Origin of the sequence: Streptomyces diacarni (genome assembly GCF_003323715.1) — a bacterium.
Classification (GTDB): Bacteria; Actinomycetota; Actinomycetes; order Streptomycetales; family Streptomycetaceae; genus Streptomyces; species Streptomyces diacarni.
Genome location: NZ_QOIN01000047.1, coordinates 43,002 through 66,132, shown reverse-complemented (window position 1 = coordinate 66,132; position 23,131 = coordinate 43,002). Strand labels below are relative to the sequence as shown.

The window sequence follows — 23,131 nt, the reverse complement described above, 5'->3', positions numbered from 1 at the left end:
GTACTCTGTCGGCACATGCTCAGGCCATCCTGGCCAACAAACCACCCCTGAACCGTCAAATCTCCTCAAAAACTCCCGCAGACTGACGAAGTGAGCGCACGTGCCATGCCCACGCACCCGGACATGACGACAGACACCTCAGACACCCCGGGACCACTCCAGGACGATCCCGCGGTGCCTGCCGACAGCGGTGCCCGCTCCTCCACGGCCGTGCTGGACGCCATGCAGCACCAGCTGGCGGTGTACGCGCGCCGCGCGGAACAGACCCGGCTCGGCGGGCTCGGACAGGCCCGCAACTCCATGGACCGTGCCGCCTACCTCCTGCTCAACCGGCTCGACCAGGAGGGCCCCATGGGCGTCAAGGCGCTCGCCGCCGGCATGGGGATCGACTCCTCCACCGTGACCCGGCAGGTCGCACCCCTCGTCGAGTCCGGACTGGTCAAGCGGACCTCCCACCCGGAGGACGGCCGTGCGGTCGTGCTCCAGCTCTCCCCGCGCGGTGAGGCCAGGCTCGAAGAGGTCCGCTCCTCGCGGCGCAACCTGATGCAGCTCATCACGCAGGAGTGGACGGAAGAGGAACGCGGCACCTTCTGCGAGCTGCTCACCCGCTTCAACGGGGCGATGCTCGACCTGCACCCCGGCGGCCTCGGCCAGCCACCCAGGTCCGGCTCCTGAGCACCCTCGGGACGCCCATGGTGACGCCCACAGGGGCGCCCGCGAGGACGCCACCGGCCCGCTCCGGCCCGCCGGTTGCACCCGGTGGCACGGGCACCGGAGCGGACCCGCGCGCCGCGCTCCGGCGAAGCTGACGACGCGCCTCTTGATTTGATCTGGCCGCCTGCCGTCCTATAGCGGCACAAGAGGCCGGGGGAGCGTCGCGCGGAACGCGCGCGGGAGGCGGCGTGCGAGAGCGTCAGGCACAGACGGAGCGCCTGAGCGCGCGCGAATTCGAGGCGTTCGTCGCGGGGGCCGGCGGCAGGCTTCTGCACGCCGCCACCCTGCTGACCGCCGAACCCCCCGGCAGCGCGCCCGCTGCCGAGCGGCTGCTCGTGCGGGCGCTGGCCCGCACCCGCGCCGACTGGTACCGGATGCGCGGCGAGGACCCCTACGAACGCACGCGCCAGGAGATGGCCGCGCACTTCGCCCGCACCGGCCTGCGCCACCGCCGCTCCCGCGGCGGCCTGTTGGGGGCGCTCGCCCCCTCCGAACGGCTCGTCCTGGTACTGCGGCTGTACGAGGGGGTCGCCGAGGAACAGGTCGCCGCCGGGCTCGGACTCCCCGTCGAGCGGATACGCACACTGCACACGCGGGCCCTGGCGACGGTGCTCAGCCGGCCACCGGCTCACCGGAGCGGCGCATGAGCCTGCCCGACCGCAGGGAGGCGGAGGTGCGGCGGCTCCTGGAGCAGCGCGCCGCGGAACCCGTGCCCCCCGACCTCGCCGAGCGGGCGCGCGAGGAGGGGGAGCGGTTGCTGGGGCGGCGACGGGCCCTGCGGACGGCTCTGTGGGCCGGGGCCCTGGCCGGGCTGGCCGCCCTGCTGGTGTGGGCCCTCGCCCTCGACCCGTGGACGGCGACGCCCCCGAAGACGACGTCTCCCACCGCGGGGTGGTGACGCCCTTCCCGTCCCTCCGTGCGGGATCCCTCCGCGCCCGCACGGAGGGACGGGAAGAAGCGGGGTCCGTCTCTCCACTCGTGAGGGGGCGGAAACCCGCCTCTCCACTCGGGAGGGCGGGTCCCCGTTTCTGCACACGGGAGGGCGGGTCCCCGTTTCTCCACACGGGAGGGGGGAAGGGCGAGGTGTCCGGTCGCTCAGCCCAGGGCCTGGGTCAGGTCGGCCAGCAGATCGTCGGCGGCCTCGATGCCGACCGACAGCCGCACCAGGTCGGCGGGCACCTCCAGGGCCGAGCCCGCGGCCGAGGCGTGGGTCATCCGGCCCGGGTGCTCGATCAGGGACTCGACACCGCCGAGGGACTCGCCCAGGGTGAACAGGCGAGCCCGGTCGCACACCCGCACAGCCGCCTCCTCGCCGCCCGCCACACGGAAGGACACCATGCCGCCGAAGCCCCGCATCTGCTTCGCCGCGATCTCGTGCCCCGGGTGCGAGGGCAGCCCCGGGTAGAAGACCTCGGTCACCTTCGGGTGCGCCGTCAGAAGCTGCACGAGGCGGGCCGCGTTCTCCCCGTGCCGGTCCATGCGCACCCCCAGCGTCTTGATACCGCGCATCACCAGCCAGGAGTCGAACGGCCCCGCGATCGCCCCCATCGCGTTCTGGTGGAAGGCCAGCTCGTCACCGAGCGCGGGGTCGGAGACGACGAGGGCGCCGCCGACCACGTCGGAATGCCCGCCCATGTACTTGGTCGTCGAGTGGACGACGACGTCGGCGCCGAGCGCGAGGGGCTGCTGCAGGTACGGGCTGGCGAAGGTGTTGTCCACCACCAGCCGCGCGCCCGCGGCGCCGGCGACCTGGGCGACGGCCGCGATGTCGGTCACACCCAGCAGCGGATTCGAGGGCGTCTCCACCCAGACGGCCTTGGTGCGCTCGCGCAGCGCGGCCCGTACGGCGGCAGGGTCGGAGGATTCGGCGACCGACCACTGGACGCCCCAGCGCTCGGCGACCCGCGCGAACAGCCGGAAGGTGCCGCCGTACGCGTCGTTCGGAATCACCACGTGGTCACCGGGCGTGAGCACGGTGCGCAGCAGGCAGTCCTCCGCCGCGAGCCCGGAGGCGAAGGCCAGGCCCCGCCTGCCGCCCTCCAGCGCGGCGAGGTTCTCCTCCAGCGCGGTGCGGGTGGGGTTGGCGGACCGGCTGTACTCGTAGCCGCCGCGCAGCCCGCCGACACCGTCCTGCTTGTAGGTGGAGACCTGGTGGATGGGCGGGACGACGGCTCCCGTGGCCGGATCGGCGGTCTGGCCCGCATGGATGGCGAGGGTCTCGAAGCCGTGCGGAGGGGGCGCCGAGGTCGTCCGGTCCCCGCCGCTGGTGCGGTTGTCACGCTGCTCACTCATGGGGGCGAGACTAGTGGGCCGTACGGTGGAGTGGGGGCGTGCTCACAAGAGCTCATCCCCCAGCACCGCCGAGCCCGCCGCCGACCCGCCGCCCCGTCACCCCGTGGAGACCCGCCGCCATGGAAGCCCTGTTCCTGCTGATCGCACTCGCCGCCCTCTTCGGTGTGGTGGCCTATCCCGCGATGCGCCGCCGACGGCTGCGGCAGGAGGGCAGGCAGGGGCTGGTCCAGGCCGTCGACCCGGGCGCCGGGTACGGCTTCGTCCCCGCCGAGCAGCTGGACGTACGGCTGCCGGGCCCCGACAGGGAACTCGTCGAGGCGCTGGAAGAGGCCCAGCGGACGCAGGACTGGGAGCCGGTGGCGCGGATGCTGGCACTGACGGGCGACGAGTACGAACTGCGCTGGCAGCGGGTGCAGTCCCTCGCGGGCGCGGCGGCCATGGAACTGGCACGCGCGCGGGAACAGGCGCGGGACGCCGGCGCGGAAGGACCCGCCGACGTGGTGTCCTTCAGCAAGGAGCGGGCCGCGGTCCAGCAGGACGCGAGGTGGCTGCGGCAGTGGCGCGCACAGCAGCCGAACGACCACGGCGGTGCGCAGGTGTACGCGCAGTTCCTCGTCTTCCAGGCGCTGGCCGAGCCCGGCTCCGCCGACCACCGCATCATCCTGGAGGAGGCGCGCAACGTCGCCCAGGACGCGGCCCAACTCGCCCCCGCCGACCCCACACCCCACCTCACCGAACTGCACATCGCCCGCCGCCTCAACTACCGCGAGGCCGATTTCGCGTCCCTGTGGGACACCGTGCGCCGCCTCGCCCCCGACCACATGGGCGCCCACCTGGCGGCGCTGCCGTACTGGTCGGCGAAGTCGATGGGCTCCAAAGAGCAGGCCGACGGATTCGCCCGCGCGGCGGCCGCCCACGCCGCCGAGGGCTCCCTCCTGGCCGCCCTGCCGCTGTTCGCGGCCTACGACCACCTGCCCGAGGTCAACATGGTCCGCGGCCTGTACGAGAGCGAGGAGATCAGCCACGCCATCGAGGCCGCCGAGTACGCCGTCGACCAGGTCGACGACGACCACCCGGTGCGCCCCCACGTGCTGCACCTCCTGGTGTGGTTCCTCGTCCGCGCCGAGCGGTACGGCGAGGCCATGGAGGCCCTCGCCGCCGTCGACGGCCACGTGGGCGCCGTCCCCTGGGTCGACGAGGGCGACCCGGCCGCCACGTACGCCGCCTACCGCGCACTGGCGGTCGCCGGCTGGGAGTCCACGGGCGGCGCCAGGGCCTCCCAGACCTGACGCCTCGCAGCGCTGTCAGATGACTGTCAGATCAGCGGCACGAAGCCCCTCGCGGCAATCGTCGAGCGAGAGCTGAGCGCGGCGGTCTGCGCGCCCAGTTCCCTGTCGAGCACGCTCGGCAGGGAACTGGAGAAGCGAGTGGGAGGCACATCGGATAGTCCTCGTGCGTCAGCGATGGCGCATGAATGCAAATGGGGCACATAGGGGAAGGAGCCTGAGCACGGCCGCTATGTCGGTGGTGAACCCGTGCGCCGGGGAGGTTGTCGTCCACACCCGGCTCCCACCCGCTCCGACTGCCTCGCGGGCCCCGCGCACAACTACGGCTCGCCAAGCTGCCCTTCAAACTGACCGACGGACGGACCCAGACCGTTGACCTGGACGAACTGCCCGAGCCCGAGTCGGACGCCTGTTGACTGTGCAGCGGAGTCCGACGCGCACCCTGGTGTCGGAGGTGTCGTACCCGTGCCCGGCGCTACCGCTCCGTACGGCGCAGGAACTGCCAACCCAGTACAGCCAAGGCGAGTGTCTGCACGAGAGAAGTGAGCACGAGCAGGGGCCGAGCGGTGGGAGAGCACCAGAACGCGGTCGTGCAGACCATCGGTAGGATCAGGTACGTGAACAGGTCCACCGCGGTCTGAAGCCGCTTACGCAAGGTGCGGCCCGCAACGTTGCGGTGGTATACCTCCCAGCCGAACACCGCGCCCCGGGCGGAGGAGAGTTCCCCCAAACGCGGCCCCAGTTGGTCGCGGACGTAGCAGCCGATCGCCGAGATCTTCTCGTCATTGACCAGGTAGGTCCAGCCCAGAATCAGGCAGATCGCAGGGGCGGAGAGTAACAGTCGGGACTGTCCGCTGTGAACGGTGACCGCCACGACCGCGGTGACCGCGGCGAGCGTGAAGTAGAGCAGGTTGTCGCGGAACCCTATGCGGGTCTTCTGTTCCTCCTTGAGGCGGTCGTACTCGGCCAGCAGGACTTTGCTCTCAGTGATATCGTCCATGGAGGTCACAGCCGTTCCTGTGCTCGATTCCAGGATCAGCCGAAAACCTGGAAGGGCGTCAGATCGTCGGGGTTGTGCCGTTCGATCCAGTCCTTCCCGTCCGCCGCGATCCCCTCCAAGAGGCGGAAAGTATGGGTGAAGCCGGCCGCGCTGAGACTGATCTCGGAAATCTCCCGGGCGCTCTCGTCCGGTGCCAGTTGATGGGCATCGGCGTCCTTGACACGGATCTTCCGGGCTGGTCCATTGGTGAGAACGAGTTCCAGGTCGTAGCCGATATCTGCGTTCTCCGTCACCTGCACCGAGGACAGTGCGTCGAACCGGTAGTTGCTCCGCTGCTCGTTCCTTCGCGTCGAGTCGGCGAACTTGAACTCGGAACTGATCTCGCGGATGCCGTCCCGGGTGAACAGGAACAGGCGGATGACGTAGTGCGAGTACCGCCACGGGCCGCCCCGGACCCGGGCTCGTCTGTAGGAGGGCGCCGGGGCCACCAGGATGGTGTGCGTGATCAGATTCCGCCAGGTGAGCCGGTGGTGCCGCAGCGCCTCGTCCACGAACGAAGTCTTGTCGCAGGTGAGCCAGGTCTCCATCTCCCGCTCGCTGGGGCGGGCCTCGTCCAGGAATGCCTTCCAACGCTGATGAGCCTTCTGCCGTGCGGCCAGCTCCTCCTGGTACTCCCGAGCCTCCCGGGCCACTCGGTGCCTTTCACGTCGGAATTCCAGCCACAGATGAGCGGCCGCGTGCCCCGACCAGGTCGCACCGAGCAAGGCCAGGAAGGCCCACAGCGGCCGCGGCTGGGCAGCGCCCGACACTGCCGTGCCGAACGCTGACAGAGCCACGGCGCCGAGAACAACGAGGGCTGCCACGGTCAGGATCTTCGTCTTGGCCGGCGTCCGGTCTTGGCGGTGCCGATCGAAGAGAGTGCCGTTGTTGTGGCGGTTCCTGTTCTCCTCGGCGAGGTACCGGATCAGCCAGGTGACCCGGTCCACACTGATCCTGCTCTCCCGGTAGAGGTCCGCGATCTCGGCGGCGAGGCCGGTGCGGACCTCAGCTGTGTGTGCGAGCCAGGCTTCCGGAGTGAATCCGTGGGGTGTGCGGACGCTGAAGTAGTGGTCGAACTTGTTGTGGACTCGTTTGGTAAACCCGTCCTCGGGAGGGGCGGGATCGTGCGGCTGTGGGGCGCCGGCTCCGGCCGTGTGATCCGGCCGGGATCCCCGGCCCCACCACTGGACGCCGTAGCGGGCCGCGACGCGGCCCGCTACGACTGCCACCAGTGACTCGACGACCGCCTGGGCCGGATGCGCGATCCATGCCAGGGCCCCGAGGACCGCACTGCTGACCACGAACAGGACTAGCCGGAGCGGGAGGGCCGCCCGGGCAGCGGCAGCGGCATCAGTGTTCAGGCGGGGCAACACGGCGCGCGCCCCAATGGGGGAGGGCTCGAAATAGGCCCAGACCCGTCCGACCCGGTCGTTCCCGAAGCGCTCCGCCCCAGCCCGTTCGAGGGTGTCCGCCCACAGGTCGTCCTTGAGTCCCCCGGTGAGCATGAGGTCGAGATGGCGAAGGATCGCATCATGCTGGCGGGACGGCAGGTCTTGCAGCTGCTTCAGTACGGGTCCGGTCGCTCCGCTGGCGGTGCCGAGCACCGCCAGCAGGTCGAAAGTGACGCGTAGGGCGTCCTTCCATTCGTCCTCGGAGTAGACCCGCACGAGCCCGGAGGCGTGGCGCAGCCGCTGGACCTCTTCGACGCTGAGGTCGTGGTAGGTGCGTGCGCTGAGCATGGCGAGCACCCAGTGGAAGCGCACCTCCGCGTTGTGGTAGCCGTGGGCGATCGCGTCCGTGATCATTTCGCGGGCACGGCTGGGAATTCCGTCCTCCAGAAGCCGCACGCCCACCCTGTACTTCTCTTGCGGCGAGGCATCCGGGTGGACGAAGTAGACGTTGGAGTTGTGTACGGTCTCCGCCTGGATCCCGACAGTGGAGTCGTACGCGGCCGAGCCGTACGTGGCCCCGCTGCTGTCACTCATGCCCGGTCACCGACTGTGGTGATCAAGTGGGCGAGCTCGGCCATCAGTGCAGGGCACTCCACGACCAGTCCGCGCAGTCTCCTGAGCGTCATGGTCGCCCGCTTCGACGAATCCGGGGTGTTTCCCCCGGCCGACCGGAGGGCGGAGTCCAGGTCGGCCAGGGCCTCCCGGTACGTGTCCTGGTCGAGGGCACCTTCAGCGTGGTGCCGCCTCAAACTTCCGCGGAAACCGTTGAGCGTCGCGATCAGGTCCATCGGGCTGGACTCCTGCGGAGCCGTGTTCATGTGAACCCTGCTGCCCGTGACCGAGCCGGCCATGATGCCGACGGTGCTGTTGTGAGCGGTGTTGCTGACGTGTCGGCCGGGCCGGTCGGCCGAAGGGGCCCTGCCGTCCCGGGGCACGGCGGCCTCTTCCTGTTCCGCTGCCAGTTCCACCGCTAACCGGATGGCGAACGCCGCGGCGTTCGCTGCGGCCTGCGGCTGCCAGTTGCGGTCGTCCGTGCTGTTCTTCGTGCCGTCCGCCCGGTCGCTGATTCCCCGAATGATGGCCACCGGTGCCCCGCTGAGATGGCCGGCTTGCGCCACGCCGGCCGCCTCCATCTCGATGGCGAGTGCGTCGTTATAGTGCTGCCGAATCCACTTCGCTTCGGCCGAGATCCTTGAGTTCTGGACGACCTCGCCGGCGGCGACCGCCCCGAAGCGAACCCGTGGCGCGCCCTCGTGACCGGAGGCGGAATCCGCCCAGTCGTTCAAGCGGGCCAGGTGCGAGGCGAGCTGGCTGATGCCGTGCGGTGCTTCCCACGCCCGCGGGCGTGCTTTGAGCCCGTCGTCCTCGCTGGTCCCACCGTGGTATGCGTACACGTGTGACGCCATGACGACGTCACCCAGCCTGGTGGCATCCCATAAAGCGCCGGCGACCCCGACGAACAGCACGGCCACCGGCGAGAACTCCTGAATCGCGCGTTCAGCGATCACCGCGGCGGAATGGTTCCCCTTGCTCGTCAGGCCGAGTGCGACACAGCACGTCGTACCCTGCACGGTTCCCACTTCGAACCGGGTACCACGCTCATGGCGGTGCATCTGCGGACTCGCCAGCTTCTGACGGACGGCCTGATACTCGAGATTGAGGGCGGTGAGAATCACCACCGGGGCTTTCGACATCTATTCCTCTTCCCCTCTCATATTCTCTTCCGCTGCGGGCGGTGCGGGGCGGATCAGTGGTGGGAACAGCACGGTCTTCGGACCGGCCCGGTACAGCTGTGCGGGCCGTCCGCCCGTGCTCCTGCGGTCCGTGCCGAGGGGGACGATGAATCCTTTTGCGGCCTGGACCTTGCGGTAGAAATTGCGAGTGTCGAGTGCGGTGCCCCAGACGGCCTCGTATACCTGTTGCAGCTCTGCGATGGTGAATTCCGCTCCGCAGAAGGCCGTGGCCAGCGAAGAGAACTCAAGCTTGGTGCGTGCGTGTTCGATACCGTCCGTTGCGATTCGGCGGTGGTCGAAGGCGACTTCCACCTTTCCCGACAGCACGGCGTGCGCGGGAACCCACGCTGCATCGCTGGCATCCGTCCCCGCGACCGGCTCGGGCAGTCCCGGCGCGATCGCCAGGTGTGCCACGGAGACGACTCGGCCGCGGGGGTCGCGGTCCGCTTCCCCGTACACGCCCAGCTGTTCCAGGTGGACCCAGCTAGATGTCAGCGCCGTTTCCTCGCTCAGTTCGCGGTGAGCGGCATCCAGGATTTCCTCGCCGTCGTGGTTCAGGAATCCTCCGGGCAGGGCGGACATACCGCGGAAGGGGTCTTCACCTCGCTCCACTAGGAGGACGTGCAGGTGGCCGTCCCGCAGCGTCAGGATCACGAGATCGACCGTCAGTAAGACCGGAGGAGGTGACCAGGCGTCATGTTGCATGTACTGCAAGGTACTTCAGTTACTGTCACTTACACAAGAAGGAGGTCGCGGCTTGGTGTCGCGTTCGACCCCTACGGTCCCGGCGCGGGTGGCGGGAGCGTGCGGATGGACCGGTCGGGTCCCGCCGGCCCGTTCCGGTTTCGTGGGTTCTCACGGCCGGTGCTGCGATACTGCCCGCATGGTGAACCGCCTGGCCGATGCCATGTCCCCGTACCTGTTGCAGCACGCCGACAATCCCGTCGACTGGTGGCCCTGGACGCCGGAGGCGTTCGAGGAGGCGCGGCGGCGCGATGTGCCCGTGCTGCTGAGCGTCGGGTACGCGGCGTGCCACTGGTGCCACGTGATGGCGCGCGAGAGCTTCGAGGACGAGGCGACGGCGCGGTTGATGAACGCCCACTTCGTGTCCGTGAAGGTGGACCGCGAGGAGCGTCCCGACGTGGACGCCGTCTACATGGAGGCCGTGCAGGCGGCCACCGGGCAGGGCGGCTGGCCGATGACGGTGTTTCTGACGCCGGATGCCGAGCCCTTCTACTTCGGTACCTACTTCCCGCCCGCGCCGCGGCACGGCATGCCTTCCTTCCCGCAGGTGCTGGAAGGGGTGCGCACCGCGTGGGAGGACCGGCGCGAGGAGGTCGCCGACGTGGCCTCCCGCATCAGCGCCGATCTGGCGGGCCGCACTCTCAGTCTCGCCGCGCCGCAGGTGCCGGGTGCCGAGGAGATGGGGGCCGCGCTGCTCGGGCTGACCAAGGACTTCGACGCGAGCCGGGGAGGCTTCGGGGGAGCGCCGAAGTTCCCGCCGTCGATGGTGCTGGAGTTCCTGCTGCGGCACCATGCCCGTACCGGCTCCGAGGGTGCGCTCCAGATGGTCGAGGCCACCTGTGAGGCGATGGCCCGCGGTGGCATCTACGACCAGCTCGGCGGCGGCTTCGCCCGCTACTCCGTGGACGCGGAGTGGGTCGTGCCGCACTTCGAGAAGATGCTGTACGACAACGCGCTGCTGTGCCGCGTCTACGCCCACCTGTGGCGCGCCGGGGGCGCCTCCCGGTCGGAGGTAGGGGAGGCCGGGGGAGGTGCGGCACAGGCGCGCCGGGTCGCGCTGGAGACCGCCGACTTCCTCGTCCGTGAACTGCGCACGCGGGAGGGCGGTTTCGCGTCCGCGCTGGACGCCGACAGCGACGACGGGCACGGCGGCCACGCCGAGGGTGCCTACTACGTGTGGACGCCCGCGCAACTCGCCGAGGTGCTCGGCGAGGAGGACGCCGCACTGGCGGCGGCCCGCTTCCGCGTCACGGACGAGGGCACGTTCGAGGGCGGCGCCTCGGTGCTGCAACTGCGCGAGGGGGACGGGCCGCCCGCCGACGCGGCGCGCGTGGAGTCCGTACGGCGCGCTCTGTTCGAGGCCCGCTCGGCGCGGCCCCGTCCCGCGCGCGACGAGAAGGTCGTCAGCGCCTGGAACGGCCTGGCCGTCGCCGCGCTCGCCGAGACCGGCGCCTACTTCGAGCGGCCCGACCTGGTGGACGCGGCGCGTGCGGCAGCCCGGCTGCTCGCCGACGTGCACACCGTCGGCGAGGGGCGCCGCCTGGTCCGCACCTCGCGCGAGGGCGTGCCCGGCACCAGCGCGGGGGTGCTGGAGGACCACGCCGACGTCGCCGAGGGCTATCTCGCGCTGTACGCGGTCACCGGCGAGACGGAGTGGCTGCGGCGTGCGGGCCTGCTGCTCGACACGGTGCTGGAGCACTTCGCCGCGGACGACGGCACGCTGTACGACACCGCCGACGACGCCGAGCAGCTCATCCGGCGGCCCCAGGACCCCACGGACAACGCGGTGCCCTCCGGGTGGAACGCGGCGGCCGGCGCTCTGCTCACGTACGCGGCCTACACCGGTGACTCCCGCTACCGGGAGGCCGCCGAGCGGGCGCTCGGTGTCGTGCGTGAGCTGGCGTCCCGGGTGCCGCGGTTCCTCGGCTGGGGCCTCGCGGTGGGGGAGGCGCTGCTGGATGGGCCGCGGGAGGTGGCGGTGGTCGGGGCGTCGCCCGCGCTCCACCGTGCCGCGCTGCTGTCGACCGCGCCGGGCGCGGTGGTCGCGGTGGGGGACGCGTCGGGGGAGGCGTCCGTGCCTCTGCTGGAAGGGCGCGGCCTCGTCGACGGGCGTCCCGCCGCGTACGTGTGCCGCGGCTTCGTGTGCGCGGCCCCGGTGACCGACCCCGACGCCCTGGAAACCGCCCTGAACGAGTGATCCCGGCGCCCCTCCGTCCCCTCCGGGGGGCTACAGCGTCAGGCCGCGTTCCAGAACGCCCAGCGCCCGGGTCACCAGGGCGCGCAGGTCCTCCAGGCTGCCTGCCGGGCCCGGTTCCTGCTCGGTGTCGGCCCAGGAGTACAGGGCCTCCATCAGGGCCCCCAGCATGGCGCCGGTGACGATCCGCAGCTCCAGGTCGTCCTCGGGGCGTCCGGTGCGCTCGGCCAGCGCCCTGCGCAGCAGCCACGCCGTGTCGGCTGAGTGCTCGCTGAGGCGGCCGCGCAGGGCGGGGACCTCGCGGATGAGGCGCACGCGCTGGAACGTCTCGGTGGCGTCCGACCGGTAGACACGGGCCAGCGAGGTGTACAGCGCCTCGCGCAGCGCCGCGACCGGCGGCTCGCCGGGGGGCCGCTCGCGCAGGGCGTCCTCGACGAGCGCGTCGTACTCGTCGGTCAGCACGATGTCTTCCTTGGTGGGGAAGTAGCGGAAGACGGTGCTGGGGGAGACCTCCGCCGCGTCGGCGATCTGGTCGACGGGTGTGGCGTCGTAGCCCTGTTCCGCGAAGAGGCGGTAGGCGGCCGTGCGGATGGCCTGGCGGGTCTGGATCTTCTTCCGCTCGCGCAGACCCGGTTTCGCTGGGCGGAGGTCCGCGCCAGCGGCGGTGTCGTCGGCGGATGCGGTGCGTGCGGGGGCCATGGCCCTCATTGTCGGCCATGACCTGCTGGTGCGGCCATGAGCGGGCTGTCACCGAGGTGAGGGAAAACACGGGGCGAGGTGCACGGGGCGCGCTTAGGCTGGCTCCATGCAGGTCATCCAGTCGACGAAGCTCGCCAACGTCTGCTACGAGATCCGGGGCCCGGTCCTGGAGGAGGCGCAGCGGCTGGAGGCGGCGGGGCACCAGATTCTCAAGCTCAACACCGGCAATCCGGCGGCGTTCGGGTTCGACTGTCCGCCGGAGATCCTCGAGGACATGCTCCGCAACGTGGGCACGGCGCACGGGTACGGCGATGCGAAGGGGCTGCTGGCCGCGCGCCGTGCGGTGATGCAGCACTACCAAAAGCAGGGCATCGAGGTGTCCGTCGAGGACGTCTATCTGGGCAACGGCGTCTCGGAGCTGATCCAGATGGCGATGCAGGCGCTGCTGGACGACGGTGACGAGGTGCTCGTACCGGCGCCCGACTATCCGCTGTGGACGGCGTCGGTCTCGCTGGCGGGCGGTACGGCCGTGCACTACCGCTGCGACGAGCAGTCCGACTGGATGCCCGACCTGGCGGACCTGGAGAGCAAGATCACCGACCGTACCAAGGCGCTGGTGATCATCAATCCGAACAACCCGACGGGTGCGGTCTACGACGAGGAGATGCTGCGCTCCCTCACCGACATCGCACGCCGCCACTCGCTCCTCGTGTGCTCCGACGAGATCTACGACAAGATCCTCTACGACGGTGTGACGCACACCCCGACCACCAAGATCGCCCCCGATCTGCTGACGCTGACGTTCAACGGCCTCTCGAAGTCCTACCGGGTGGCCGGCTACCGCAGCGGCTGGCTGGCGGTCTGCGGGCCCAAGACGCACGCCGACAGCTACATCGAGGGCCTGACGATCCTCGCCAACATGCGGCTGTGCGCCAACATGCCGGCCCAGCACGCGGTGGCCGCCGCGCTGGGCGGGCGGCAGTCGATCGAGGACCTGGTGCTGCCGGGCGGGCGGCTGCTGGAGCAGCGTGACGCGGCGTACGAGATGCTCACGCAGATTCCCGGGGTCACCTGTGTGCGGCCCAAGGGCGCGATCTACGCCTTCCCGCGCCTCGACCCGAAGGTGTACAAGATCAAGGACGACCGGCAGATGGTGATCGACCTGCTCAGGCAGGAGCAGATCATGATCGTCCACGGCACCGGTTTCAACTGGCCCGAGCCCGATCACTTCCGCATCGTCAACCTGCCGGCCGCCGACGAGCTGCGCGAGGCGGTGACGCGCATCGGGCGCTTCCTGGACGGATACGGACAGCCGTGAGCGCTGCGTGACCGTTCCGTGAACGCCGGACAACTTTAGACGGAGTCCAAGTTAGGATGGCTTCCTGAACGCACCAGGAGGCCCTCCATGTACGAACCGATCCGCACCAAGTCGGTCCACACCGTGGCCGAGGACGCCCATGCCGAGCTGCCCCGGCGCACCCGCGAGGAAGAGCTCGACATCCGGCTGGCCGGGCACCTGACCGCGCTGCTGACCGTCACCGACGAGCTGCGCGTGCTGGCGCCCTCCACCGCGCTGGACACCGCGGCGCACGAGCTCGCCGCCCACGCGGCACGGCTCCTGTCGGGACGCGCGCCCCTGCGCGCCGAGCCGACCGCCGCGCGGGACGACGCCGCCCACATGGCCTCGCTCCACGCGCGGGCGCACACCCTCGCGGGCACCGCCCTCGCGGTGGCCTCGTCGCGTGGCGACGAGGCCGTCACCGCTTTGATGACCGAACGCCTCGCCGCCTACACCGCCACTCAGGCGGTGCCCGCGTAACGCACTCCGCGCGGAGCGCGGCCCGGGCCCCGGTGGGGCTCAGGCCACGCGCGGCGGCGCTCAGCCCAGGCGCCGCACCAGGGCGTGGTACTCGTCCCACAGGGCCTTCGGGGTGTGGTCACCGAAGGTGTTCAGGTGGTCGGGGACGAGCGCGGCCTCGTCGCGCCAGACCTCCTTGTCGACATCGAGGACGAAGTCCAGCTCGGCCTCGGACAGCCCGAGCCCCTCGGTGTCGAGGTCCGCGCCCCGCGGGACGATGCCGACGGGGGTCTCGACCCCCTCGGCCTCCCCGTTCAGCCGCTGGACGACCCACTTGAGCACGCGGGTGTTCTCACCGAAACCCGGCCAGACGAAGGCACCGTTCTCGTCCTTCTTGAACCAGTTGACGTAGTAGATCTTCGGCAGCTTCGCCGGGTCGGCCCCTTCGCCGACCTCCAGCCAGTGGGCGAAGTAGTCGCCCATGTTGTAGCCGCAGAAGGGCAGCATCGCGAACGGGTCGCGGCGCAGCTCGCCGACCTTGCCCTCCGCGGCTGCGGTCTTCTCGCTGGCCACGTTGGCGCCGAGGAAGACGCCGTGCTGCCAGTCGAAGGACTCGGTCACCAGCGGTACGGCCGTCGCGCGCCGCCCGCCGAAGAGGATGGCGGAGATCGGCACGCCGCGCGGGTCCTCCCACTCGGGCGCGATGATCGGGCACTGCGCGGCGGGGACCGTGAAGCGTGCGTTGGGGTGGGCCGCCGGCGTCGCCGAGTCCGGCGTCCAGTCGTTGCCCTTCCAGTCGGTCAGGTGGGCCGGCTTCTCGTCGGTCATGCCCTCCCACCACACGTCGTCGTCCTCGGTGAGCGCGACGTTGGTGAAGACCGCGTTGCCCCACAGGGTCTTCATGGCGTTGGCGTTGGTGTCCTCGCCGGTGCCGGGCGCGACGCCGAAGAAGCCGGCTTCCGGGTTGATGGCGTACAGCCGCCCGTCCTCGCCGAACCGCATCCAGGCGATGTCGTCGCCGATGGTCTCGACGCTCCAGCCGGGGAGCGTCGGCTGGAGCATCGCCAGGTTGGTCTTGCCGCAGGCGGACGGGAACGCGGCCGCCACATACGTGGCCTCCCCGCGCGGCGGGGTCAGCTTCAGCACCAGCATGTGCTCGGCCAGCCAGCCCTCGTCGCGGGCCATGACGGAGGCGATGCGCAGCGCGTAGCACTTCTTGCCGAGCAGCGCGTTGCCGCCGTACCCGGAGCCGTAGGACCAGATCTCGCGGGCCTCGGGGAAGTGGGAGATGTACTTGGTCGGGTTGCAGGGCCAGGGCACGTCCGACTCGCCGGCGGCCAGCGGGGCGCCGACGGTGTGCACGGCCTTCACGAAGAAGCCGTCGTCGCCGAGTTCGTCCAGGACCGGCTGTCCCATGCGCGTCATGGTGCGCATGGAGACCGCGACATAGGCGGAGTCGGTGATCTCCACGCCGAGTGCGGAGAGCGGGGAGCCGAGCGGGCCCATGCAGAAGGGCACGACGTACATGGTCCTGCCGCGCATGGAGCCCCGGAAGACGCCCTGTTCCCCGGAGAAGATCTCGCGCATCTGCGCGGGGTTCTTCCAGTGGTTCGTCGGACCCGCGTCCTCCTCCCGCTCGGAGCAGATGAAGGTGCGGTCCTCGACGCGGGCGACGTCGGACGGATCGGAGGCGGCGTAGTAGGAGTTGGGGCGTTTGACCGGGTCGAGTTTCCGGAAGGTCCCCCGCTCGACCAGCTCTCCGCACAGGCGGTCGTATTCGGCCTCGGAGCCGTCGCACCAGACCACGCGTTCCGGCTGGGTCAGTTCGGCGATCCCGTCGACCCAGGAGAGCAACTCCTGGTGGCGGGTGGGGGCATCCTCCCCGGCGGGGGAGGAGAGGGTTGTGGTGGTGGGAGCCGCAGTACTGCGCGCCACGATCGCTCCAGACAGGTTGAGGGTGTTCTGCTGTCAAGCGCGCCCCTTGGGGGCCGCGACCCGGATGCATTCGTGGCAGTGGGTCTTTCTCGCTCATCCGGTGCCGCTTGTGCTCATCTGATCATGCGGGCGCGCGGGGGCGTCTGTCCAGACGGAGGGTGTGTGTTCGTCGACACCCACGGTCATCACGCCTGTTGTGCGCCCGTACGATGAGCGGTAAAGAGCCCTTCAACCTACGGTGCCGTAGGTCGTGGGTACGATGGCGCGATGACAGACTCCGCGCCCCCGACCCCGGAGCCCGCCACCTCCTCCCCCTCGGCTTCCGCCGGCAGGCTGTCCGCCTCGGCGCACCAAGCGGCACAGCTCATCAAGCCGAAGCTGCGTGGATGGCTGCACCTGGGCATGTTCCCCGCAGTCCTGGTCTCCGGCATGTTCCTGACCGCTCTCGGCGACAGCACACGCGGCCGCGTCGCGTGCGCCGTCTACACGCTGACGGCGTGCCTGCTCTTCGGCGTCAGCGCGCTCTACCACCGCGGCGACTGGAGCCCCCGGGCCAACGCCGTGCTCCGGCGCCTCGACCACGCCAACATCTTCCTGATCATCGCGGGCACCTACACGCCGCTGACCATCCTGCTGCTGCCCGACGGCAGCCGCGACCTGCTGCTGTGGGGCATCTGGATCGCCGCGGCGCTCGGCATCGCCTTCCGCGTCTTCTGGGTCGGCGCCCCCCGCTGGCTCTACACGCCCTGCTACATCGCCATGGGCTGGGCTGCCGTCTTCTTCCTGCCCGAGTTCATGCGCACCGGCGGCATCGCCGTCCTGGTGTGCGTGATCGTCGGCGGTGTCCTCTACAGCGCCGGCGGCCTCGTGTACGGCATCAAGCGCCCCAACCCCTCACCGCGCTGGTTCGGCTTCCACGAGGTCTTCCACTCCTTCACGCTGGCCGCCTTCGTCGTCCACTACGTGGGCATCTCCCTGGTCGCCTACCAGCACGCGTAGGGCCTGTGGCCAGGGAATCGGTCACGCATAATGGCCGCAGGAGGTGAGCTGTCGTGACGGTGATGGATGACCTGCTCGCACGTGGGGCTGTGCCGGAGGGGTACACGGTCGAAATCTTCGACGGGGAAGTGATCATGACTCCGCAGAGTCCGGAGCAGGACGTGACTGTGGCCGAGGCGCGCTACGCGGTGTGGCAAACGCCCATCGGCAGAGACCGCGTGTTCAGCGACGTGCTGGTGAGATTCCCTGGTGAGAACGACGCGGCACCCGACCTCGTGATCCTCGCCGAGGAAGCGGAACGTCGCGGTAACAGTTACAACTGCACCGAAGTCCTCGCTGCTCTCGAAGTCCCCTCCCGACCCGATGATGACAAGGACTACGTCCGCAACGTCGCCAAGTACGCACGGTTCGGGGTCGACCTGTATGTGATTGCCGACCCGTTCAAAAAGCTCTGCACGCTGATGACCGAGCCGTACGCGACCGGATACGCGAAGGTCGAGGAGATCCCTTACGGGGAGCCTCTCAGGCTGACGCTCAGCACCGGTGAGCGGGTCGAGATCGACACCTCGGCCTTCCCCGTACGGAGCTGACCCTCACCCCTGCCGCCGTACCGCCCGTCCGGCCAGGACGTCCGTGCGGCGTCCGTCCTCGATGACCGGGCGGCCCGCGACCAGGACGTGCGGGATGCCGGTCGGCAGGGAGCGGGGCTGCTCGAACGTGGAGGTCGCCGCGACCGTGTTCGGGTCGAAGACGACCAGGTCGGCCACGTTGCCCTCCTTGACGGTGCCCCGGTCGGGCAGGCGCAGCCGTGCCGCGGCGCGGCCCGTGAGGTGGGCGACGCACTCCTCCAGCGAGAGGATGCCCAACTCGCGCACGTACCGGCCCAGGTACTGCGGGAACGTCCCGTAGGCGCGCGGATGCGGCTTGGCGCCCTGGAGGATGCCGTCGCTGCCGCCCGTGTGCACCGGGTGCCGCATGATCGCGCGGACGTTCTCCTCGTGGCCGACGTGCTGGAGGATCGTCGAGCCGAGCCGGTCCTCGATCAGCAGCCGGTGCGCCGTCGTCCACGGCTCCTCGCCGCGCGCCGCCGCCGACTCGGCGACGGTGCGGCCCACATGGTCGGTCAGCTCCGGGTCGCTCACCCCGGAGATCTCGATGCGGTCCCACTCGATCGGCACCCCGTGGCAGCCGTCGGCGCCCTCGACCTCCATCACGTGCCGGATGCGGGCCGTCGTCGCCGGGTCGCGCAGCCGCGCCAGGGTCGCCTCGGGGCCGCCCTCGTTGGCCCAACTCGGCAGCATCGCGGCGAGCGTCGTGCAGCCGGGGGTGTAGGGGTAGGTGTCCAGCGTGATGTCGGCGCCGTCCGCCACCGCCGCGTCCAGCAGCGCCAGCAGTTCGGGCGCCTTGCCCTTGTTGACGCCGAAGTTCATGGTGGCGTGCGCCAGGTGCAGCGCGCAGCCCGCCTCGCGCGTGAGCGCCACCATCTCGGCGTACGCCTCCAGCGCGCCGGCGCCGTAGGAGCGGTGGTGCGGGCAGTAGTAGCCGTCGTACCGGGCGACGACGCGGCACAGTTCGGTCAGCTCGGCGTCCGAGGCGTACATGCCGGGCGTGTACGTCAGCCCCGACGACATGCCCACGGCACCCTGTTCCATGCCCTCGGCGACCAGCCGCTTCATCGTGGCCACCTCGTCGGCGGTGGCCGGACGGTCGTCCCACCCGGTCGCCAGCATGCGCACGCTGCCCTGCGGGATCAGGTACGCCGCGTTGATGGCCACGCCCTGCCGGTCGATGCGGTCGAGGTAGCCGCCGACGGTGCGCCAGTCGAAGTCGATGTCGCTGCCGTCACCGTTCCAGCCGGTGATGGCCTCACGGATCGCGGCGAGGGTCGTGTCGTCCGTCGGCGCGTACGAGAGGCCGTCCTGGCCCAGCACCTCGAGGGTGACGCCCTGGGCCGCCTTCGCCGAGTGGTCGGGGTCGCGCAGGATCGCCAGGTCGGAGTGGGCGTGCATGTCGATGAAGCCCGGCGCCAGCGCTCGGCCTTCGGCGTCGAGGGTGCGGGTGCCGCTCGGGCGCGGCTCGCCCTCCCGGGCGAGGTGGGTGATGCGGCCGTTTTCGATGCCGACGTCGGCTCGGTAGGAGGGAGCGCCGGTGCCGTCGATGACGCGGGCGTCGCGGATGACCAGGTCCATGGGTGGTGCCGTCCCTTTCCGGGTGCGGGCGGGGCTGGGGCTTTTTCAGAAGAAGGTGCGGATCAGGTCGGTGACCGTGCCATCGGCGTCGACGACCGGGATGACCTGCCACTTGTCGAAGATCGTGCAGGGGTGCGACATCCCGAAACCGATCCACTCACCGACCTCGAGGGCGACACCCTCCGCCACGCGGAGCCAGGCGTGCTGGTCGCTCAGGGAGGTGACGGAGATGCCCTCCGCGGACCGCACGGTGCCATCGAGGCCCCGCACCACGTGCGCCTCGGGCAGCTCCAGGTCGTGGGCGGCGTCCCGCTTGCCCGCGTTCACGAAGGCCTGTCCGGGCTCCGGCCGGGAGACGACCTGCGTCCACAGGGTGAACGCGGCCTGGAGCGCGCCCTCCTCGGGGTGCCGGTTGAAGGGCGTCAGGTGGCGGTAGTGGCCGTCGTCGTGGGAGACGTAGGCGCCGGAGCGCAGCAGCTTCAGCACGGGCGCCGACATCTCGGGCACCTGGCCGAAGGCCTCGGCGACGGCGTCGAACCAGGCGCTGCCGCCCGCGCTCAGCACGATCTCGTCCAGCCCCGCGAAGCGCCCGGCCTCATCGAACGCGGCTGCGAGGGCGATCAGCCGCCGCAGCCACTCCCCTACGGCCTCCAGGGTGGCGCCCGGCACCTCGCCCTCGTAGCCGGCGGCGCCGACCAGGCGCAGCGTCGCGGTGGCGGCGACCGCGTCGGCGACGGCGGCGCACTCCTCCTCGGTACGGACGCCGGTGCGTGCCCCGTCCCCGGCGCCGAGTTCCACGACGACATCGACGGGCCGCCGCGCCCCGGCCGCGCGCAGTGCCTCGTCCATGAGGGCGACGCCCGCTGCGGAGTCGACGTAGCAGACGAAGCGGAAGGACGGGTCGCCGTCGAGTTCGGAGGCGAGCCAGCGCAGCGCCGACGCGTCCACCAACTCGTTGGCGAGGAAGATCCGGGGCACGCCGAACGCGCGCGCGACCCGCACCTGGTGGGGGACGGCCAGGGTGATGCCCCAGGCGCCCTGCTCGATCTGGCGGGCGAACAGCTGCGGGGCCATGGAGGTCTTGCCGTGCGGGGCGAACGCGAGACCGTGCCGGGCCGTGTAGGCGGAGAGCGCGGCGAGGTTGTGGTCCAGGCGCTCGGCCGAGAGCGCGAGCACGGGGGTGGTGAAGCCGCCGGTGAACAGGGAGCGGCGTTCGGCGGCCAGTTCCCCGAGCGTGGTACCCGCGGCCGCCGCGTCCGGAGGCAGGCCCTTGAAGCGGTGGTCGGCGGGCTCGGCCGCCAGCCGGGCGGCGGCGTGGGCGACTGCGGTGTGGCGGGGGCCGGGGGCTGCCATGCGGGACTCCGTGAGAGATACCGTGAAAGGAAGTCGTTGCATATTTTGCAACGTCCATTGCGTATGACGCTTATGGCTGTCTAGCATCCCGCCGAACGGCCGGTCAATGGAACCGGTCACCCGAGCAACCGGCGCATGACAGGAGCGGGACCCACCGTGACCACCACCCCCGAGACCGACGTCGTCTGCCTGGGCGAGTCCATGGTCACGTTCCTGCCCTCGCGCCCAGGACCGCTCGCCGACGTGCCCTCGTTCGAGCGGACGATCGGCGGTGCCGAGTCCAACGTCGCCTGCGCGCTGGCCCGCGCCGGACACCGTGCCCGCTGGGTCAGCAGAGTGGGCACGGACGGCTTCGGCGACCACCTGGTCCGCACGATCGCCGCGCACGGGGTGGACACCACGGCCGTCGCACGCGACCCCGAGCGGCCGACCGGCATCTACTTCCGCACGGACGGCGAACGCGCCACCGGCACCGAGCCCGCCATCGGTAGCGAATCCGCCACCGGCAGCGAATCCGCCACCGGCCCCGGGTCCGCCACCGGCACCGAGCCCGCCATCGGTAGCGAATCCGCCACCGGCCCCGGGTCCGCCACCGGCACCGAGCCCGTCACCTCACCCGAGCCCGCCCCGTTCTCCGAGGTGGTCTACTACCGCGCGGGCTCCGCGGCCTCCGCCATGTCCCCGGCCAACGTGCCGCCGCACGCGGCGCGGGCCGGCCACATCCTGCACCTGACCGGCATCACCGCGGCCCTCTCCGCCGACTGCCTGGCCCTGCTGCGGACCCTCACCTCCGCGCGCCCCGCCGCCGCCTCCGGCAGCGAGCCGGGCCCGTTGGTCTCCTTCGACGTCAACTACCGGGTCGGCCTGTGGCGGACGGCGCCCGAGCCGGGCGGGCAGGTGCTGGGCGAGCTCGCCCGCCACAGCGACATCGTGTTCGTCGGCGAGGACGAGGCCGCCGCCGCGTGGGGCGTCACCGGCGGACCCGACGCCGTGCGCGAAGCACTGCCCGAACCCGCCGTACTCGTGGTCAAGCAGGGCAGCCTGGGGGCGACCGCGTTCGTCGGGGAGTCGGCCGGTGTGTTCGCGCCGGCCCTGCGCGTGGACGTCGTCTCGCCCGTCGGCGCGGGTGACGCCTTCGCCGCCGGCTTCCTGGCCGGCACGCTGCGCGGGCTTCCGGTGCGGGAGCGGCTGCGGCACGGACACCTGAGCGCAGCCGCCGTGCTGACCGCCGCGGGCGACCTGGCCGCGCCGCCGGCGCGCGAGGCGGCCGACCGGCTGGTGGCCCTGGACGACGCCGCCTGGGAGGCGCTGCGGCTGGGCCCGGGATGGAGTGCCGGGACGCCGCCGCGGACGCTGCCGGGCGCGCGCGGCCCGAAGACTGCGGACGACGGACAGTCCGGTGAGGGGCAGCCCGGTGACGGACAGCCCGGTGACGATCAGCGCGGCGACGGACAGTCCGACGGTACGCAGGCGGAGGTGGGCGCATGAGCCAGACCGTGGACCGGGCGCTCAGCATCCTGCCGCTGCTCGCCGAGGGCCCCGCCAACCTGGAGCAGGTCGCCTCCCGGCTTCAGGTGCACAAGTCGACGGCGCTGCGGCTGCTGCGGACGCTGCACGAGCACGGCATCGTCTACCGGCAGCCGGACCAGCGCTACCGGCTGGGCGCACGCCTGTTCGCGCTCGCGCAGGAGGCGATGGAGAACCTCGACGTCCGCGAGATCGCGCACCCGCACCTGGCCGAGCTCAACGCCGCCTGCGGGCACACCATCCACCTCGCGGTCTACGAGGAGGACGAGGTCCTCTACATCGACAAGGTCGAGAGCCGCTACCCGGTGCGGATGTACTCGCGCATCGGCAAGCCCGTGGCGATCACCGTCGCGGCCGTGGCCAAACTGCTGCTGGCCGACCTGCCAGAGCCGGAGCGGCGCGCCGTCGCCGACCGGCTCGACTACCCCCGCTACACGTCCCGTTCGACGCCCGACGCCGCCGCGTTCCTCGCGGAGCTGGCCCGGGTGCGCGAACAGGGTTGGGCCACCGACCTGGGTGGCCACGAGGAGTCCATCAACTGCGTCGGAGCCCCCATCAGGGGCGCCGAGGGGCGCGTGGTGGCGGCCATGTCGGTCTCCGCGCCGAACGTCGTCGTCTCCGCGGACGAACTCCTCTCCCTGCTGCCCCGCGTGCGGCGTACGGCCGAGGCCATCAGCGCCGAGTACGTGGGGCAGCCGATCCTCCCGCAGCCCACGGGCGGGAGACACCCCCATCCGCGACACAAGAGAGCCGCACCATGAGCGAGAAGCTGTCCAAGGCCGCACTGACCCCGGCCACCCACACGACGCCGCCCGCGAAGTTCTCGCACGGCGTGCGCAAGGGGAACGTCCTGCAGGTCGCCGGGCAGGTCGGGTTCGGCCCGGCCGTCGAGGGGCAGGCGCCGACGCCCGTCGGCCCCACCCTGCGCGAGCAGACCCTCCAGACCCTCGCCAACGTGGAGGCCATCCTCACCGAGGGCGGCGCCACGTGGGAGGACGCCGTGATGATCCGGGTGTACCTGACGGACACCTCGCACTTCGCGGAGTTCAACGAGATCTACAACGAGTACTTCGCCTCCCTGACCGAGGCGCCGGCCGCACGTACGACGGTGTACGTCGGCCTCCCCGCCGGTCTCCTCGTCGAGATCGACGCGCTCGCCGTCCTCGGCTGAGCTTCCT

General features: G+C 71.0%; 21 protein-coding genes. 12 read left to right on the top strand and 9 right to left on the bottom strand.

Translation table 11 applies throughout. The annotated features are described in order from the left end of the window. The first annotated feature begins 105 nt into the window (after positions 1 to 105). From DTL70_RS19540 to DTL70_RS19530, 3 genes are all read left to right on the top strand, one after another. Positions 106 to 675 (top strand): MarR family winged helix-turn-helix transcriptional regulator, encoded by a 570-nt coding sequence (locus DTL70_RS19540; protein ID WP_114023285.1) that lies wholly within the window; start codon positions 106 to 108, stop codon positions 673 to 675. Positions 676 to 902: 227 nt separating this feature from the next. Then, on the top strand, positions 903 to 1,361 hold the full coding sequence (locus tag DTL70_RS19535; RefSeq protein WP_114023284.1) for a sigma factor-like helix-turn-helix DNA-binding protein: 459 nt from the start codon (positions 903 to 905) through the stop codon (positions 1,359 to 1,361). Continuing rightward, positions 1,358 to 1,612 carry a hypothetical protein gene (locus DTL70_RS19530; RefSeq protein ID WP_114023283.1) on the top strand — a complete coding sequence of 85 codons (255 nt, stop codon included), beginning with the start codon at positions 1,358 to 1,360 and terminating at the stop codon, positions 1,610 to 1,612. The genes DTL70_RS19535 and DTL70_RS19530 overlap by 4 nt, the downstream gene beginning before the upstream one ends. A gap of 197 nt (positions 1,613 to 1,809) precedes the next feature. Here DTL70_RS19530 and DTL70_RS19525 read toward each other — a convergent pair whose 3' ends face one another. After that, positions 1,810 to 3,006: a cystathionine gamma-synthase gene (locus tag DTL70_RS19525; protein ID WP_114023282.1), complete on the bottom strand. Its 1,197-nt coding sequence runs from the start codon at positions 3,004 to 3,006 to the stop codon at positions 1,810 to 1,812. A gap of 119 nt (positions 3,007 to 3,125) precedes the next feature. Between DTL70_RS19525 and DTL70_RS19520 the strand changes: the two genes are divergently transcribed. After that, entirely contained in the window at positions 3,126 to 4,295 is a 1,170-nt protein-coding gene (locus tag DTL70_RS19520) for a tetratricopeptide repeat protein (RefSeq protein WP_114023281.1), read from the top strand. 472 nt (positions 4,296 to 4,767) lie between these two features. Here the strand turns inward: DTL70_RS19520 and DTL70_RS19515 are convergent, their stop codons facing one another. From DTL70_RS19515 to DTL70_RS19500, 4 genes are read right to left on the bottom strand one after another with little or no spacing between them, the layout of a single operon-like run. Then, the gene (locus DTL70_RS19515; RefSeq protein WP_114023649.1) at positions 4,768 to 5,292 is read right to left on the bottom strand and encodes a hypothetical protein; all 525 of its coding nucleotides are present in this window, start codon (positions 5,290 to 5,292) and stop codon (positions 4,768 to 4,770) included. Between the two features lie 35 nt (positions 5,293 to 5,327). Continuing rightward, the gene (locus tag DTL70_RS19510) at positions 5,328 to 7,316 is read right to left on the bottom strand and encodes a hypothetical protein (protein WP_181860997.1); all 1,989 of its coding nucleotides are present in this window, start codon (positions 7,314 to 7,316) and stop codon (positions 5,328 to 5,330) included. Next, entirely contained in the window at positions 7,313 to 8,476 is a 1,164-nt protein-coding gene (locus DTL70_RS19505) for a 5'-methylthioadenosine/S-adenosylhomocysteine nucleosidase family protein (protein WP_114023280.1), read from the bottom strand. Before DTL70_RS19505 ends, DTL70_RS19510 begins: the two co-directional genes overlap by 4 nt. Beyond that, positions 8,477 to 9,220, bottom strand: coding sequence for an NUDIX hydrolase (locus DTL70_RS19500; RefSeq protein ID WP_114023279.1), 744 nt, complete (start codon positions 9,218 to 9,220; stop codon positions 8,477 to 8,479). It abuts the gene before it with no gap. A gap of 178 nt (positions 9,221 to 9,398) precedes the next feature. Here DTL70_RS19500 and DTL70_RS19495 point away from each other — a divergent pair, with 178 nt between their 5' ends. Further along, positions 9,399 to 11,456 (top strand): thioredoxin domain-containing protein, encoded by a 2,058-nt coding sequence (locus DTL70_RS19495; protein WP_114023278.1) that lies wholly within the window; start codon positions 9,399 to 9,401, stop codon positions 11,454 to 11,456. A gap of 30 nt (positions 11,457 to 11,486) precedes the next feature. Here DTL70_RS19495 and DTL70_RS19490 read toward each other — a convergent pair whose 3' ends face one another. Continuing rightward, on the bottom strand, positions 11,487 to 12,152 hold the full coding sequence (locus DTL70_RS19490; RefSeq protein ID WP_181860996.1) for a TetR/AcrR family transcriptional regulator: 666 nt from the start codon (positions 12,150 to 12,152) through the stop codon (positions 11,487 to 11,489). 106 nt (positions 12,153 to 12,258) lie between these two features. Here DTL70_RS19490 and DTL70_RS19485 point away from each other — a divergent pair, with 106 nt between their 5' ends. Beyond that, complete coding sequence (locus DTL70_RS19485) at positions 12,259 to 13,470, top strand: pyridoxal phosphate-dependent aminotransferase (protein ID WP_114015547.1); 1,212 nt, start codon at positions 12,259 to 12,261, stop codon at positions 13,468 to 13,470. 87 nt (positions 13,471 to 13,557) lie between these two features. Further along, positions 13,558 to 13,971 carry an SCO4983 family protein gene (locus DTL70_RS19480; RefSeq protein ID WP_114023276.1) on the top strand — a complete coding sequence of 138 codons (414 nt, stop codon included), beginning with the start codon at positions 13,558 to 13,560 and terminating at the stop codon, positions 13,969 to 13,971. Positions 13,972 to 14,031: 60 nt separating this feature from the next. On the opposite strand, the gene DTL70_RS19475 is transcribed toward DTL70_RS19480, so the two are convergent. Beyond that, a complete protein-coding gene (locus DTL70_RS19475) occupies positions 14,032 to 15,885 on the bottom strand; it encodes a phosphoenolpyruvate carboxykinase (GTP) (protein WP_114023275.1) in 1,854 nt (617 codons plus the stop codon). Positions 15,886 to 16,152: 267 nt separating this feature from the next. Between DTL70_RS19475 and trhA the strand changes: the two genes are divergently transcribed. Next, complete coding sequence (trhA, locus tag DTL70_RS19470) at positions 16,153 to 16,884, top strand: PAQR family membrane homeostasis protein TrhA (protein WP_114023274.1); 732 nt, start codon at positions 16,153 to 16,155, stop codon at positions 16,882 to 16,884. A gap of 62 nt (positions 16,885 to 16,946) precedes the next feature. Further along, positions 16,947 to 17,474 (top strand): Uma2 family endonuclease, encoded by a 528-nt coding sequence (locus DTL70_RS19465; protein WP_114023647.1) that lies wholly within the window; start codon positions 16,947 to 16,949, stop codon positions 17,472 to 17,474. 3 nt (positions 17,475 to 17,477) lie between these two features. On the opposite strand, the gene DTL70_RS19460 is transcribed toward DTL70_RS19465, so the two are convergent. Continuing rightward, complete coding sequence (locus DTL70_RS19460; protein ID WP_114023273.1) at positions 17,478 to 19,073, bottom strand: N-acyl-D-amino-acid deacylase family protein; 1,596 nt, start codon at positions 19,071 to 19,073, stop codon at positions 17,478 to 17,480. A gap of 45 nt (positions 19,074 to 19,118) precedes the next feature. Then, complete coding sequence (locus DTL70_RS19455; RefSeq protein ID WP_114023272.1) at positions 19,119 to 20,426, bottom strand: alanine racemase; 1,308 nt, start codon at positions 20,424 to 20,426, stop codon at positions 19,119 to 19,121. A gap of 135 nt (positions 20,427 to 20,561) precedes the next feature. Between DTL70_RS19455 and DTL70_RS19450 the strand changes: the two genes are divergently transcribed. From DTL70_RS19450 to DTL70_RS19440, 3 genes are read left to right on the top strand one after another with little or no spacing between them, the layout of a single operon-like run. After that, a complete protein-coding gene (locus DTL70_RS19450) occupies positions 20,562 to 21,914 on the top strand; it encodes a sugar kinase (RefSeq protein WP_114023271.1) in 1,353 nt (450 codons plus the stop codon). Then, complete coding sequence (locus DTL70_RS19445; RefSeq protein WP_114023270.1) at positions 21,911 to 22,714, top strand: IclR family transcriptional regulator; 804 nt, start codon at positions 21,911 to 21,913, stop codon at positions 22,712 to 22,714. The genes DTL70_RS19450 and DTL70_RS19445 overlap by 4 nt, the downstream gene beginning before the upstream one ends. Continuing rightward, positions 22,711 to 23,124, top strand: a complete 414-nt coding sequence (locus DTL70_RS19440; protein WP_114023269.1) for a RidA family protein — start codon at positions 22,711 to 22,713, stop codon at positions 23,122 to 23,124. Before DTL70_RS19445 ends, DTL70_RS19440 begins: the two co-directional genes overlap by 4 nt. Positions 23,125 to 23,131: the final 7 nt, after the last annotated feature.

Bases quoted from the DNA above. Each gene is read 5' to 3' on its own strand.
- DTL70_RS19540 (WP_114023285.1), top strand. From the start codon at position 106: ATGCCCACGCACCCGGACATGACGACAGACACCTCAGACACCCCGGGA.
- DTL70_RS19530 (WP_114023283.1), top strand. From the start codon at position 1,358: ATGAGCCTGCCCGACCGCAGGGAGGCGGAGGTGCGGCGGCTCCTGGAG.
- DTL70_RS19525 (WP_114023282.1), bottom strand. From the start codon at position 3,006: ATGAGTGAGCAGCGTGACAACCGCACCAGCGGCGGGGACCGGACGACC.
- DTL70_RS19520 (WP_114023281.1), top strand. From the start codon at position 3,126: ATGGAAGCCCTGTTCCTGCTGATCGCACTCGCCGCCCTCTTCGGTGTG.
- DTL70_RS19515 (WP_114023649.1), bottom strand. From the start codon at position 5,292: ATGGACGATATCACTGAGAGCAAAGTCCTGCTGGCCGAGTACGACCGC.
- DTL70_RS19510 (WP_181860997.1), bottom strand. From the start codon at position 7,316: ATGAGTGACAGCAGCGGGGCCACGTACGGCTCGGCCGCGTACGACTCC.
- DTL70_RS19505 (WP_114023280.1), bottom strand. From the start codon at position 8,476: ATGTCGAAAGCCCCGGTGGTGATTCTCACCGCCCTCAATCTCGAGTAT.
- DTL70_RS19500 (WP_114023279.1), bottom strand. From the start codon at position 9,220: ATGCAACATGACGCCTGGTCACCTCCTCCGGTCTTACTGACGGTCGAT.
- DTL70_RS19495 (WP_114023278.1), top strand. From the start codon at position 9,399: ATGGTGAACCGCCTGGCCGATGCCATGTCCCCGTACCTGTTGCAGCAC.
- DTL70_RS19490 (WP_181860996.1), bottom strand. From the start codon at position 12,152: ATGGCCCCCGCACGCACCGCATCCGCCGACGACACCGCCGCTGGCGCG.
- DTL70_RS19485 (WP_114015547.1), top strand. From the start codon at position 12,259: ATGCAGGTCATCCAGTCGACGAAGCTCGCCAACGTCTGCTACGAGATC.
- DTL70_RS19480 (WP_114023276.1), top strand. From the start codon at position 13,558: ATGTACGAACCGATCCGCACCAAGTCGGTCCACACCGTGGCCGAGGAC.
- trhA (WP_114023274.1), top strand. From the start codon at position 16,153: ATGACAGACTCCGCGCCCCCGACCCCGGAGCCCGCCACCTCCTCCCCC.
- DTL70_RS19465 (WP_114023647.1), top strand. From the start codon at position 16,947: ATGGATGACCTGCTCGCACGTGGGGCTGTGCCGGAGGGGTACACGGTC.
- DTL70_RS19460 (WP_114023273.1), bottom strand. From the start codon at position 19,073: ATGGACCTGGTCATCCGCGACGCCCGCGTCATCGACGGCACCGGCGCT.
- DTL70_RS19455 (WP_114023272.1), bottom strand. From the start codon at position 20,426: ATGGCAGCCCCCGGCCCCCGCCACACCGCAGTCGCCCACGCCGCCGCC.
- DTL70_RS19450 (WP_114023271.1), top strand. From the start codon at position 20,562: ATGACAGGAGCGGGACCCACCGTGACCACCACCCCCGAGACCGACGTC.
- DTL70_RS19445 (WP_114023270.1), top strand. From the start codon at position 21,911: ATGAGCCAGACCGTGGACCGGGCGCTCAGCATCCTGCCGCTGCTCGCC.
- DTL70_RS19440 (WP_114023269.1), top strand. From the start codon at position 22,711: ATGAGCGAGAAGCTGTCCAAGGCCGCACTGACCCCGGCCACCCACACG.